Source organism: Rhizorhabdus dicambivorans (assembly GCF_002355275.1).
GTDB lineage: Bacteria > Pseudomonadota > Alphaproteobacteria > Sphingomonadales > Sphingomonadaceae > Rhizorhabdus > Rhizorhabdus dicambivorans.
The window spans coordinates 1,409,131-1,422,579 of sequence record NZ_CP023449.1; the positions used below are offsets into that span (position 1 = coordinate 1,409,131).

Consider the following 13,449-nt stretch of genomic DNA (forward strand, 5'->3'; position numbering starts at 1 on the left):
ATGCACCGTGCCGGGAGACGTTTTTGCAGGCGCGCGGGTCGTGTAATTCGACCCTGATTTCTCTAGCAGCGATTCTGGCGGTCGGGCGATGCGATGCGCATCAAGCTGCAGGTTTGCTGTGCATCTGCACGCGATGGAGCATGCGGCGCCTGTAATGACTTTATAGCACGGTTTGGACCGAAAGTCAGCGTCGTCCGACGGCATAAATTGGGTCGTGAGCTGCTGGCAGCTTTCAGTCAAAGTCGCGGGATAGCTGCCGTTCGCGCCAGATTGGAGCAGACAGGATCGAATAAGATTTGATCAGAGAAGCAATTTCCGTCAGGTTTCTGGCGAGCGCGAGGGGGAAAGCGCAAAAATGGCATTCAACGAAGATCGCCTGATTCTGAATTTAACGGACAGCGAGCTTGAAGACCTGATCAAGAAGTGGCTCGCGAAGGTTGCGGACACCTATGTCGGATTCGAGCGGCCAACCGCGTCGGCAGACATGGGTCGCGATGCCGTCGGCTTTCTCTCGGCCCGCCGGTATGACGGCGACTGGCACAACTACCAGTGCAAGCATCTGAAGGTGCCTTTGGGCAAGGCCGAGTTCGTCACCGAGCTCGGCAAAATATTCTATTACGCCGACCAGGGCGAATTCACGCTGCCCACCAAATACATTTTCATCTGCCCCAATTCGGCGGTCCGAGACGTCAAGAAGGCGATCGACCGGCCGTCGCTTATCGCGGACTTCCTGATCAACCATTGGGACGCCTATTGCCTCAACGGCATATCGACGACGCCATGTCCGCTAACTCCACCGCTCACGACGGCGATCCGCGCGTATGCGTTCGAGAATGTCGAACTCTGGAAGGCAAGCGAGCTGGTGGAGAAGCCCCAGATGCGGGCAGTCCTGCATGAACATCTCGACATCGATCCGGGCGAAGCTCCGCGGGTGCGGATCGCTGACGTGCCGCAGGATGTTGCTGACGAAGAGTTCGCCTATGTCACCCAGCTCGTGGCGGTGTTCGCTGCGGCCAGCGGCACGGGTTTCGCAACCTATTCGGAGGTCGTGGCCAACGTGATGTACGGCCCCCAGATCGTTAATGCCCGTCGACGGTACCTCGAACGTCAGGCGTTCCGGCGCCATTTTCGTGATAACCTGCCGGTTAGCCAGATCGACAACGTCGACGAGGACGTGCACGACACTGTGATCGATCGGTACCACTCGCTGGGCACGGCACCGCCTTACGAGAGACTTACGCAGATCATGGAGGTTGCCTCTACCGCCCAGGTTACCGGCGCGCTCGGGCGACACAACCGCGTCACCCCCAGCGTTAAACAGGGCGCGTGCCACCACTTCGCAAACGTCGGACGCATGCCGTGGGCCTGAGCCTGCCCATTGCCCAGCCGCAACTCTTCAACACGCCGCTCGAAGCTGGTGTGCGGGCGTTGCTCATTCTCGACGCCTTTGCGCCCCAAGCCTTCGACCTCGCGACGATGTCGCTCCTTGATTATTACATCGTCCACACCGGCGACGCTGGCGGTCCACCGAGCCTCCACCCCGAAATCAATGCTCGTGCCGGCGAGTATTTCGTGCGCCGCCACCTGGTCGAAGAGGGCTTGCTGCTGATGGCCCGCGCATCGCTCGTCGAACAGGTTTTCACGGGCAGCGGCATCGCTTTTCGGGCGCTCGAAACAGCAACGGCGATGATCGATCTGTTGGGAAGCGCCTATAATCGCCAGCTTGCCGAAGCGGCCCAATGGCTGGCTCGGGAAGCCGCCCTCTCAGGTGTAGACGCCTTCATCGAAAATCTGAAGGACGGCCTGGAGCGCTGGTCTCACGAGATAGTCAGCAGGGCCGCCGACAATGTCTGATCGGCGCAGGATTATCATCGACCAGCTGATGTTCACTGGACCCGAGCGGACGCCGGTTTCGGTTCAATTCAAGTCGGGCGTCAACATCATCTGGGGCGCTTCGAACACTGGCAAATCGTTCGTACGCAAGTCGATCGACTACCTCCTCGGTGGAGAACTTCCGACCCTGCCTCCCGAAGGGAAGGGAATGGACAATTATCTTCTGTGGCTCACCCTCCCGGGCGATCAGAAAGTCACGTTGCGCTCGTCCGCTCTGGGCAGCGACATCTATAAGGCAGACGGGCATCGCGAGACCGTTGGCGAAGGCTCGCCCGGGTACGAGGTGTTTTCGCGGAAGCACGTCAGCTCGCCCAATGTCTCGCGCTTTCTCCTCTCTAGCGTCGGCTACCGCGAAGCGCAGCTGCTGAAGAACGAGCGGGCGGAAAAGGCGCCTTTCTCGCTACGGGTCGTCATGCGCTATCTCCTTATCGACGAGACGAGGATGATTGATGAAAAGAGCCTGCTGCTCGCGCATAACACGACGGTCACTTCGGAAGACAAGGGGCTGCTCAAGTTCCTCCTCACCGGCGTAGATGGCTCGTCGATCGCGCAGGTTCGATCCGGCGATCAGCTCAAGGCTGCAAAGGAGGGGCAAATCGAGCTCCTCTCTCAGATGGCCGAACAATTGCGAAAAGTGATCGACGAAACCGTTGAAACAAGTGCTGTCATCGCCGATCTGACGAGCGCCGAACGCGAGAAGGCGGATCTTCTTGAAACAGTGGAAGAGCGCCAGAATAGTCTGGATGCGTTGGCGCTCGAAGAGCGCGGCCTCTCCGATGAAATTCAAGGCCACCAGGCGCGGATCGCAGAGCTGAATGCCCTCAAGGCACGATTCGATGAACTTGCGCGCGTCTATGCCTCCGACATTGATCGCCTCGAAGGCCTGGAGGAAGGTGGCTTCCTCCTACAACGTTTCGCCACGATCAATTGCCCGCTGTGCGGGGCTTCCCCCGACCATCAAATACACGATCATGGGCTTGGTGGCATTGAGGAGCAGCGGCACGCCGTCGAGCTGGAAATGGAGAAGATCCGAGCCGAGGCCCGCGACCTTGCCGCGGCGCTCGCCGATGCCGATGCTGAAATCCTGGAGATAAAGCAGCTCATCGTCGTCGCAGGAGACCGTCTGAACGACGTACGCCTTGCCCGCGTCCAGGCTGCTCAGAGCGAGGTCTCGGCGCGATCCATCTTCCTCGGCGCTAGCACGCGATGCGAGAAGCTTGAATCCGACCTGGACAACAGGCGCCGGGTTGCCGAGCTTGAGGTACAGATCGTTCGTATCAAGGCCACGACCGTGCAGTCGCGGCAACGCGCCGATGGCATCGATGTAAACCTCGACCTCTCGAACAGCGAAGCGCACGAGCTCTCGACCGTGGTGAAGCAGGTCCTTAAGGCGTGGAACTATCCCGGAGCGGACGCGGTTCATTTCGAAAAAGGCGACCAGGATATCGTCGTCGATGGCAAACGCCGCCGGGACAACGGCGCTGGTGTTCGAGCCCTGCTGCATGCCGCCTTCAAGATCGGCATGCTCGTCTATTGCATCGAGAAGGGGCGGCCGCATCCGGGTTTCGTCATCTTGGATTCGCCGCTCTTCGCTTATCGTCCCGCGGAAGAGGATCGCTTCGAGGATCTCACCGACGACGAGCTGGAATTGCGCAATGCCGATGTGGCGACGCACTTCTACCGGTACCTGCAGGGCATGGCCGACCAAGCCCAGTTCATCGTGATCGAGAATCACAAGTCCGATCAGGATGTCGTTAGGCCGTACGCGAATTATCAGTTCACCAAGAACCCAAGCATCGGACGCGCCGGGCTTTTTGTTTGATAGGTACGCAGGTAGGGCACGCGCGGCTAACGTCAGTCACGGCTTGGTCAGCAGACCGATGCGCGCATTGGCAGAAACGTGCCGCTGTGCAATCTTGTGATCGTACGCATATTCCAGGGGCAGGGAATGAAACTCATAAGCTTGGCGGAGCTAAGAGTTCTTCTTGATCGAGTGATTGATAGCCGATGCTGTCCCCCATGGGCGTTATGACGATCGTTATCGATGGAGCTACCGATTGGGCTGCAACCGGACAGATGCTATCTGGGGTAGGGACTGTCTTGGGCGCTCTAGCGGTTATCTACGCTGCAAAGGTTGGCGCCGACACTTTCTCGAGCTGGAAGCGGCAAAAGCTTGAAGAGCGGAGGATTGCGGTCGCTGAGCAGGCTCTCGCGTTAGCTTTTCGTATCGAAGAGGCCTTTGAGCAAATTCGTTATCCCAGCGCGACGGCGACTGAGCAGGCCGCCGCCTTCGAGAATATGATCGGGATCGGGTTGATCGACGATCGAACTCCGATTGAGATCCGGAGTCGACTACTGCCGGCTCAAGTTGCGGTAGACCGCATCAATGCCACCAGCCCGCTCTTCTTAGAGCTGTCCGAAGTCATGCCGTTGACACGCGCGTTCCTCCACCGCGATGTTGCAGAACATTTGGTCGAGCTCAGGCAGCATCGGCAACGGATTACCCATGCCGCTTTGGAACTTCTGCAGAATGCGCGACATGCGCAACGTGCCCAAACCGAAAATCAGCGTGAACGGGAAGAAAAATGGCGCAACGAACGCGAGGCGATAGTGATCTCAGACGAAGATCGACTTGATGTATTCCGAGGCGCGATCAACAATTGTGTAGCAAGACTGGATGGCCAGCTTGGACCGATCGTACGTATCGACATCAACGTCCGCCAGCGCAGGTTCCAGCGGATCGCGATCAAGCGGCGCTAGACTTCGTAATCTCCAGTCTGACGCATGGCTACCCTTGGAGGGCGATTACATGCTTGGTAGCAGAATAGCGTTTTGCCCTTATCGCGCTACAGATGACGATCGGGGCGCGTGTAGGCTCAACATAAACCCATCTCATATGCCCGCTTTTAGGATGTGCAGACACAACGTATGATGTCCTAGAATGGGGCGCTAAACCGCCGCAGATCGTTCAAATCCAAGCATTTCCCGCTGCTGCTCCCAATCGATCGGCAGATTGGTCGCCCGAGCCAAACGCTGCCGGTTGAGCTGCATCGGCTGGCGCCCATCGAGAATGGCAGCGACGATATCCGGCGCGAGATAGGAGATGCGCAGTAGCACGCCGAAATAGTCCCGGCTGTAACCCAGCTCGCCCGCCAGCTCTTCGATCGTGCGCCTTTCCGCCGCCGCCAGCGCCTCCCGGGCCATATGGGCTTTCACGACGAGCTTGATTAGCGCTGGGTCTCGTGCCCCGATCGCCCGTTCCTCAGGCGGGACGGCAAACCGCTTTTCCTTGCCACGGCGGATGAGCGGGGCCGCGATCGATATAAGCTGCGGCTCGCCAGCTGCATCGTTCAGGTGGATGTCGACCCGATCGGCATAGACCTCGATCTTGTCGATATAGTCGTCGATGATCCTTCGCTGCTCACTGGGCGGTGCCGTTTCCAGCGACAGCAGCGCGGTCGGGCAGGTTTCGGGATCGAGCCGCTTGCGGAGCTGGGCAATGACCATCGCTTCCAGTTCGCCCGCGGGTGCACGGTGAGCGCGTTCCTTCAACCGCAGGTAGCGGTTGTCGCTGGTGTAGTAGCAATAGCGCCGGCCGAGCTTGGTAGAATGCTCGGGGCGCATGCGGCGGCCGCAGGCGTCCCAGACTTTGCCCAACAACAGGCCTGGCTCGCTGGCATGAACGCCGTCCGGCGGGTTCGGGCGGCGTCTCGTCATGAGCGCTGCGACCTGATCGAAAAGCATCGGATCGATAATCGCATCATGCTCGCCGGGATAGGTTTTGCCCTTGTGCGTCATCTCTCCGAGATAGAGGCGGTTCCGGAGCATGATGTTAAGGCCCGTCTTTGCGAATGGTGTATTGCCACGGGCAACCCCGTTGCGATCGACCCGGGGCCGGGTGCGGACGGCGCGTTTCTCGAGGTCGACGATAAGTGCCATGACGGAGCCCAGCGCCAGATAGCGCTCGAAGATCAGCCGGACATCTGCGGCCTCCGCGGGTACGACCACGAGCTTCCGATCCTTTACCGCATAGCCATGCGGGACCGCACCACCCATCCACATGCCGCGCGCCTTGGAGGCGGCGATCTTGTCGCGAATGCGCTCGCTGGTGACCTCGCGTTCGAATTGGGCGAAGGACAGCAGGACATTGAGGGTGAGCCGGCCCATGCTGGTCGTGGTGTTGAACGCCTGGGTGACGCTGACGAAGGAAGCGCCATTGCCGTCGAGGACCTCGACGATCCGGGCGAAGTCGGCGAGGCTGCGGGTCAGGCGGTCGATCTTGTAGACGACGATGCAGTCGACCTTCCTGGCGCGGATATCGGCCAGAAGCTGTTGGAGGGCAGGGCGGTCCATATTGCCGCCCGAGAGGCCGCCATCGTCATAGGCGGTCGGAATAAGCTTCCAGCCCTCGTGGCGCTGGCTGGCAATATAGGCTTCGCAGGCCTCCCGCTGGGCATCGAGGCTGTTGAACTCCTGTTCGAGGCCCTTCTCGTCGGATTTGCGGGTATAAACGGCGCAGCGGATGACCCTGGGATCATTTGGCCGGCGCATCGGGCTTTTCCTTCAGGCCGAAGAAGCGCGGTCCGGACCAGGCAACGCCGGTGATCTCCTTCGCGATCGGGGTGAGCGATCGATAGTGGCGGTCCTGAAACTGGAAGCCGTCCTCCATGACCAGCACATGATAGATGGTGCCATGCCACTGCCGAACCAGCCTGGTGCCGGGCTTCAACTGGATGTCCTTCGTGAGATCGATGTCGCCGCTTTCATGGAGCTGTCTGGCGAGGCGGCGCAGTTCTCGCACCGTACCGGAGGCGAGTCCGCCCCGGATGCGTTCCTGCATCTGCCAGGCGATGGCTCGGCTGGAGAGATCGCGACCGAGGCCGATGGGCATTTGCTGACCGCGATGATGTTTCCGCCATTCGGTACGGAGCTGGGCTTGCGATAATGTCGCAAGCCCAGCCAGTTGATCCGCGAGGCTGGCCATCAGTTGGCGAACCGGTAGCAGGTTTCGCCCGAGCGGCGGGTTTCTTTGAGAAGTTCCTTCTTCTTGCGGATTCCCGAGAGAAATGCCCGCGCGCTGTGCGGCTGCCAGCTGGTGGCGTCCATGATCTCCGCCAGGGTCGCACCTCGATTACGGGAGAGGAGCTTGGCGACTGTGGCGGCTTTGGAGGGACGTGGCAGCGCAGGAGTTTCAACAGCGGCATCGGTAGTGGTCTGAACATTTTCCATGGTGGTTCTCCAGAAGCGCGTGACTGCGCCCCACCACCCAGAGCCCCGTCGGTAAGGCCGATCAGGGCAGCAGCCTCAAATGTTGGGCCGCTATTCAGCGCGAACAAAATTGCTCCGTTTTGAGAATAAGTCGAGCTATTTTTAGTGAGCGTCAATTCAATGGGAAAATATGTCTCATGTTATATTTTAACCTGGCACGAGATATCAGCGTCTTGCGACATTATCTTCATGTAGAGATCATGCTTGACCCGACCCGATCTTTCGAATTGCTGCGTATAACTGCGCCTTGGTCGCGAAGTACCCGCTGGATATCCACGACAGACAATGCCGCAACCGGGATGGAACCGTCCACGGCCAACGCTGCTGCTGCGCCTGCGGCGTGGCCGGTGAGCCAGCATTGCGGAATCTCGCGCATGAAGGTTTGCGAGGATGCGTCGGCGGACAGATGCCGGCCGGCGACGATCAAGCGATCGGTCTTTTGGGGAAGGAGGCTGCGGAACGGCACCGAGACGCTGTCGAACTTGGGAGCGAGGCTGGGGCTGATACCGACCTCGTCGGCATGAACGACGCCGCTGCGCCAGTCGTCGCGGGTCATCTGCGCCAGTCCCACCAGTCGCCGGGTCTGCCGAATCCCGATCTGCGGCGCGCTGAGCGCGATCCACGCATTCTCGAAACCTGGCGCATGCTCGCGATACCAGGCGAGCAGCTCGACCATCTTGTCGCGCGAGCGCAACTCGACCTCGGTCAGATCGCGAACATCCAGGCCGTCATAACCAGCCCAACGAGGGCCCATGAACACCGCCACGTCATTGCGCCAGGCAGAAGCCGGCGGCTCTAGCTGGCCCACCGCCGCTCGACCGGCAGCCACGAAGTCGTCATAGGCATCGGAAGCCCGGAAGGCGAGCCAGCGCTCATTGTCCGTCCCCGCAAATAGCCAGGAGGTGTTGATGCAGTGATGGACGCTGGATTCTTCGAAATCAGACGCGCTCCGCTCACCAGCCGCGGCGAAGATGTCGCCATCGCCCGTCGTATCGATCACCACCTTGGCCTTCGCGGCAAAGCGGCCCTGCTTGCTTTCGAAAATGACCCCGTCCAGCCCGTCGTCACCGACGATCGGGGCCGATGCCCAGGCGTGGAAGAGGATTTCGACGCCCGCCTCGCGCACCATGTCGAGCGAGAGTTGCTTCAGCGCTTCGGGATCGACCATCGGCGCACAGGTGACGATGTCGTGAAATGCGGAGAAGCGAGGGCGCCATCGGGCCACGGCAGCCTCCTCCCGACTGCCCCATTCCTTCGCCGACGGGCCGAGAATAGCATCGGCCGGCAGGCGATCCATCATCTCGCCGCCGATACCGCTGATCACGCGGTTGCCCTCCCAATCGGTCATCCGGTCGATCCAAATCACCAAGCCGCCGGTCGAAAGCCCGCCCAGATGATTATATCGTTCGACCAGCAGTACGCGTGCGCCTAGCCGACCCGCGGAGATGGCAGCAGCGGTCCCGGCTGGCCCGCCGCCAACCACCAGCACATCCACGTCGAATAGAACCGGCACCTGCCGCTCCGGCTCGCGTACATGGCCGATGGTGCGTCGGTCCCGCTTGCCGTCTTTGGCATCGGTGCCCTTTTTGAATTGCTCCGCACCGTAACCATAGGTTCCCATGATCAATCCTTTTCGTCGAAGATATCTTGCTGGAGGTTTCGTTTGCCGGCGGTGGTGGTGATCGGCGGACGGCAATATGTGAAGGCTGGGCCTCACATCATTTTTGCCGTTGTGCTCTTGAGATGACCGGAAGCGCGGAGGAGATAATACGCCCCAACGGCTTCGATCGGCGCGATGTACATCAGCGCTTGCCGAAGCGAAAGCGCCGCCGGTTGCCCGGGGGTGGAGATCCAGTCGCTGAGCATACCGGCGATGACCGGGCCCAGGGCCGAACCGAGATAAACGCAGAACAGCAGGATTGCGGCAGCCGTTGCCCGCTGCCCGTCGCTGACCCGGTCCTGCAGCGTCGCGAACAGCGGCCCTGCCGACAGGCCGATATTAGCCGCTTGCAGCATCGCGAGAGCGAGCAGCGCCGGATATTGCTTCGTCATCAGAATGAGGATGATGAGAATGATGTCGAGAAGGAAGGTGAATGAAACGAAGCGAAAGGCGTAGGAACGGTCCTTGAGGTTGAGCCAGTCGCCGCACCATCCGCCGACGAGCGAGCCTGTCAGCCCTCCCAGACCGAGCACGAGGCCGACGGCCAGGCCGACGCTATGGGCCGGAAGGCCGAACTCGCGCATGACATAGGCCGGCAGGAAAGCATTGAGCGACCCGTTTGGAATGACATGGATCGCCATCGCGATCAGCATCAGCCTCAACACCGGATCGCCGGCGCAAATCCCGAACATCTGAAGAAGCGAAGATGATGGCGGCTTGCCGTATGCCGTCGGCGTTCGGGGCTCGCGCACCGTGAAGGCGATCAGCATCGCGATCAATATGCCCGGCAGGCCGACAATGAATAACGCGGTGCGCCAATCGAACAGATCGCTCAACACGCCGCCGAGAACCAGCCCGGCAAGACCGCCGAGCGGCACGCCAGCCATGTAAATCGAAAGCGCGCGCGAACGCGCGGTCGGCGGGAAATGCGACGTCAGCAGCGAATGCGCCGCCGGTCCCGCCCCGGCTTCACCAGCGGCGACGCCGACCCGGCTGAAAGCCAGCATCGCGAAACCCTGCGCAAATCCGCCACAGGCGGTCAAAAGGCTCCACGCCGCGATGCTCGCGCTGATCAGGCGCGGCCGGGAAACCCGTTCGGCGATGCGTGCGATCGGAAAGCTCGCGGCGGCATACACGAAAGAGAACAGGCCGCCTGACAGCAAACCCAATTCGGTATCGCTCAAGCCCAGATCCCGCTTGATCGGCTCTGCCAGGATGACGATCACCCTGCGATCGAGCGAGGACAGAACTTGAACCACCATCAATGCACAGGCGATATACCAAGCGTATAAGCTCACCTTCGCAGTGGATGGAGCGGCCTCGCTGGACGGTTGCTCCGCGCTCATTTCGCCATCCTCATTTTCCGGCGACGTGTCGCGGCGTAATTCATCCTGCCTTCTCCCACATTAGGCCCCATCGCCGCGGCTGGAACAGCCGTCGATCGTCCGTGCCGGATTGCTTGTGGCGCCGGGCCCGAACGTCGACTTCCGAACCATCACGAACTCCCGTCAGAAATGGGCCTTGACCTCGGCATAGAAGAACCGTCCGCGCGCATCATATACGCCGCCCGTTGGGCGTAAGCCCAGAGCAGAAGCCGTCCGGGCGGGAAGGCTGATGATCGGCGTCTGGCGATCGAACACATTCTTGGCGCCGAGCGAGATGCGATACCCCGTCAGATCGAGCCCGATCTGCACGTCGTGATACCAGATGGCGGGTATTCGCTGCAGCGAATACAGCGCGTTGGACGGCAGGATGGTCGTGTCCGCCACGGCCTTGCTGTAAATGCGGGTCGTCCAGTTGGCGAATAGCGTCTTGCCTTCATAGCCGAGCGAAGCATTGTAGCGGTTCGCGAAATCGCCGACCTGCCCCTTGCGTTTATCCGGCGTGGCGCCCTGCCGTGCGGTGAAGGTATGTTCGAACAGGTGCGCCCAATTGAACTGGGCGTTGAAGCGCCCTTCAAGCGCGGAAACCGGAAGCGTGTAGTTCAAGGATACGTCCAGTCCCGATACCTTTTCGGAAGCCGCGTTGAACAGGAAGTTGGCAACGCTGATGATCTGATTGGTCGTATCGCGTGTGATTGTCTGGCAGAATTCGGCCGGCCGTGATGCCTGGTCATAGCATTGATTGACGATATCCTGCAGCGGAAGGTCGGATATCACATTTCTGATTCGGATATTATAATAGTCGACCGTGGCATATAGGCCCGGAATGAGGGTCTTCGGGGCAACGACCGCACCGATCGTGTAAGTCTTGGCCTTTTCCGCTTCAAGGCTGGCGTTGCCGGACGCAACGGACCGGACCAATTGCCGCTGGATCTGGGTCTGATCGAAACCGGCGAAGGAGGCGCCCAGATCAGCTTGGCATGCCGTCAGCCTGTTGCCCGTTATCGTCACGGGCGCGCCGGTGTCGCTGACCCGATCGCAAGGATCCTGTACCGCCGCGGACGTCGCGGACAACGGCGCATATAGCTCGCGTATATTGGGAGCACGGACGGCCGACGCATAGACGGCACGGAAGCGCAGCGCATCCACAGGCTGCCATTCGCCGCGGAGCGAGTAGGAGAATTCCGTGCCGACGGTGCTGTACTTGCTGTAGCGGGCGGCTGCGCCCAGTTCCAGATTCTGGGCCAGGAACATGTCCTTGAGGACGGGAATGCTCAACTCGCCATAGACTTCCTCGACGTCATAACCGCCTTTGACGCCGTTCAGGAAGCGTGCCGAATTGCTCCGATTGATATAGGACGGATCCGGGGAAACGACGGTGCGTTCCTTGCGATATTCGGCCCCGGTGACGATGCTGACCGGCCCGGCGGGAAGATCGAACAGGTTCCCGCTGACGAAGCCCGACAGCACATTCTGCGAAGAGCTCGATCGGGATACGGGCCGGATCGAAGCATAGTCGATGAACTGCTGCGTAATCGTGTTGCGCCCGAAGATATTGACGGGTGTGCAGCCGACCGCGACGAAGGCGGGATCGGCGCACGTATCGTCCGCCAGCGTCGCCGTTCCCTTGGTATCGACATTGAGCGCGGCGAACAGGCGGAACCTGTCGAGGGCGCCATAGTCGCGCTGCACCGCCTTCACGCGCCCATATTGGTAATAGCCTTCATATTTGAAGCTTCCCGCAATATCGCCGCGAAAACCTGCAGCGATCCGTATGGTGTCCCGATCGATCACCGATACGCGATTGCCGAACTCCGACAGCCGGGTCTGGACGGCGATCCCGTTCGCGGGAATGGGGCCGATGATCGGGGCGAGCGCCTGCAGAAAGGGATTGCTCGCGGGCACGCGCGGCCCGCTGGTCGCGCCTTCGGCGATCGTGCCGAAGGTGGTGCCGTTCAACAGCATCAGCTGCGGCTCGAACTGAATACTCGTCTTCGTGCGGGAGGCACTGGCCTCCGTGAAGAAGGTCGACGAGAAGCCATTGCCCTGTTCGATGAGATCATAATGACCGGCGATCGATCCGAGCAGGCGTTTGGATGGGTTCTCGAGCGTCGCGACCGGCGCCCGCTGGAAACGTGTTTCGGCTACGGGCAGGGTCGAGGCCAGCACCAGCTGGTTATTGGCATTGAAGGTGAAATTGCCCCGTGACGACGTGATCAACTCGCCGGGGATCGCCGTCGAGCCGTTGATCGGGTCGACCACGAAATTGCCTGAATCCGCTTGGCCATAAGGCCTGCCAGCACCGAGAAATCCCCTGTTCGAAGTATATTCCACCGAGCCTAGCAGGCTGCCCCGCCCATCCGGCAGCGAGGTGCCGGCCAGGATCGCCAGCCGGGCGTCTCCGGCGTCACCGCGCGAGCTGATGCCCGAACGGGCTGTCAGCGAAACGCCGTCATATTTGTCCTTCAGGATGATGTTGACCACGCCGCTGACCGCGTCTGCGCCATAGACGGCGGAGGCCGCGCCGGTGACGGTATCGATCCGGGCGATCATCTCGGCGGGGATGGCATTGAGATCGACCGACGAAGTGCCCGGATCGCCGCCGACATGGCGCCGCCCGTTGACCAGAACCAAGGTCCTCTGCGCGCCGAGATTACGCAGGTTGATCAGTTCGGAGCCGCCGCCGAAGCCGTTGTTCAGCGACGTGATGCCCTGGGTGCCGGCACCGCTGCCGATACCGAACTGCGGCAGTTCGTTCAGCGCCTGGGCGGCGTTCACCGCGCCGGTCTGGGCGAAAGCCTGCTCTCCGATCGCGATGACCGGCGAGGGTGAGGTAATGCCCGGGCGACTGATGCGCGAGCCCGTGACGATAATGTCCGCGGCCGACGGCTGTTCGGACGTTGCCGCTTCGATGGGCTGGGAAGGGGTTTCCTGAGCTGCCGCGATCGCCGGTGACAGGGCGCAGCCGCAAACCAGTGCCGTCCGAAGATAGCGAGTTCTGCTGGTCCCCTTCATTGTTCTTCCCCTCAAGTTCATCGATCCCTCTCCTTATCGGCGCCTGCCGCATATTGGCTGAAGCGGCGCTCTCAATCGCAGCTATAAACCGAAATTACATTCCATGGAAGACATTAATCAATTCCGGTGTTGTCCATCTAAGTGACGAGAAGATCTGAGAAAAACCGTTGAATTGTTTCGCGATGCATTAAAAATCGTAATTTGTGGAAGGTTGAACGACATGCGTCCGCG

10 protein-coding genes are annotated in these 13,449 nt (G+C 60.6%); 4 read left to right on the top strand and 6 right to left on the bottom strand.

Translation table 11 applies throughout. The annotated features are described in order from the left end of the window. The first annotated feature begins 355 nt into the window (after positions 1-355). From CMV14_RS06740 to CMV14_RS06755, 4 genes are all read left to right on the top strand, one after another. Positions 356-1,369 (top strand): ABC-three component system protein, encoded by a 1,014-nt coding sequence (locus CMV14_RS06740; protein ID WP_066960816.1) that lies wholly within the window; start codon positions 356-358, stop codon positions 1,367-1,369. Then, complete coding sequence (locus CMV14_RS06745) at positions 1,360-1,854, top strand: ABC-three component system middle component 2 (RefSeq protein ID WP_066960811.1); 495 nt, start codon at positions 1,360-1,362, stop codon at positions 1,852-1,854. The genes CMV14_RS06740 and CMV14_RS06745 overlap by 10 nt, the downstream gene beginning before the upstream one ends. Beyond that, a complete protein-coding gene (locus tag CMV14_RS06750; RefSeq protein WP_066960804.1) occupies positions 1,847-3,715 on the top strand; it encodes a coiled-coil domain-containing protein in 1,869 nt (622 codons plus the stop codon). Before CMV14_RS06745 ends, CMV14_RS06750 begins: the two co-directional genes overlap by 8 nt. A 185-nt stretch (positions 3,716-3,900) precedes the next feature. Continuing rightward, positions 3,901-4,653 carry a hypothetical protein gene (locus tag CMV14_RS06755; RefSeq protein WP_066960797.1) on the top strand — a complete coding sequence of 251 codons (753 nt, stop codon included), beginning with the start codon at positions 3,901-3,903 and terminating at the stop codon, positions 4,651-4,653. 189 nt (positions 4,654-4,842) lie between these two features. Here CMV14_RS06755 and CMV14_RS06760 read toward each other — a convergent pair whose 3' ends face one another. The 6 genes from CMV14_RS06760 to CMV14_RS06785 form a co-directional block, all read right to left on the bottom strand. Then, positions 4,843-6,444 (bottom strand): recombinase family protein, encoded by a 1,602-nt coding sequence (locus CMV14_RS06760; RefSeq protein WP_066960789.1) that lies wholly within the window; start codon positions 6,442-6,444, stop codon positions 4,843-4,845. Then, a complete protein-coding gene (locus CMV14_RS06765) occupies positions 6,428-6,877 on the bottom strand; it encodes a DUF2924 domain-containing protein (RefSeq protein WP_066960781.1) in 450 nt (149 codons plus the stop codon). Before CMV14_RS06765 ends, CMV14_RS06760 begins: the two co-directional genes overlap by 17 nt. After that, positions 6,877-7,122 carry a DUF3489 domain-containing protein gene (locus CMV14_RS06770; RefSeq protein ID WP_083215730.1) on the bottom strand — a complete coding sequence of 82 codons (246 nt, stop codon included), beginning with the start codon at positions 7,120-7,122 and terminating at the stop codon, positions 6,877-6,879. The genes CMV14_RS06765 and CMV14_RS06770 overlap by 1 nt, the downstream gene beginning before the upstream one ends. 226 nt (positions 7,123-7,348) lie before the next feature. After that, a complete protein-coding gene (locus CMV14_RS06775; protein ID WP_066960773.1) occupies positions 7,349-8,782 on the bottom strand; it encodes an FAD-dependent oxidoreductase in 1,434 nt (477 codons plus the stop codon). A gap of 92 nt (positions 8,783-8,874) precedes the next feature. Beyond that, positions 8,875-10,167, bottom strand: coding sequence for an MFS transporter (locus CMV14_RS06780; protein ID WP_083215729.1), 1,293 nt, complete (start codon positions 10,165-10,167; stop codon positions 8,875-8,877). A gap of 162 nt (positions 10,168-10,329) precedes the next feature. Further along, positions 10,330-13,218: a TonB-dependent receptor plug domain-containing protein gene (locus CMV14_RS06785; RefSeq protein ID WP_066960756.1), complete on the bottom strand. Its 2,889-nt coding sequence runs from the start codon at positions 13,216-13,218 to the stop codon at positions 10,330-10,332. Positions 13,219-13,449 lie beyond the last annotated feature (231 nt).

Coding starts and splice junctions, on each gene's coding strand:
- CMV14_RS06755 (WP_066960797.1), top strand. CDS start 3,901: ATGCTGTCCCCCATGGGCGTTATGACGATCGTTATCGATGGAGCTACC.
- CMV14_RS06765 (WP_066960781.1), bottom strand. CDS start 6,877: ATGGCCAGCCTCGCGGATCAACTGGCTGGGCTTGCGACATTATCGCAA.
- CMV14_RS06780 (WP_083215729.1), bottom strand. CDS start 10,167: ATGAGCGCGGAGCAACCGTCCAGCGAGGCCGCTCCATCCACTGCGAAG.
- CMV14_RS06775 (WP_066960773.1), bottom strand. CDS start 8,782: ATGGGAACCTATGGTTACGGTGCGGAGCAATTCAAAAAGGGCACCGAT.
- CMV14_RS06760 (WP_066960789.1), bottom strand. CDS start 6,444: ATGCGCCGGCCAAATGATCCCAGGGTCATCCGCTGCGCCGTTTATACC.
- CMV14_RS06785 (WP_066960756.1), bottom strand. CDS start 13,218: ATGAAGGGGACCAGCAGAACTCGCTATCTTCGGACGGCACTGGTTTGC.
- CMV14_RS06750 (WP_066960804.1), top strand. CDS start 1,847: ATGTCTGATCGGCGCAGGATTATCATCGACCAGCTGATGTTCACTGGA.
- CMV14_RS06770 (WP_083215730.1), bottom strand. CDS start 7,122: ATGGAAAATGTTCAGACCACTACCGATGCCGCTGTTGAAACTCCTGCG.
- CMV14_RS06740 (WP_066960816.1), top strand. CDS start 356: ATGGCATTCAACGAAGATCGCCTGATTCTGAATTTAACGGACAGCGAG.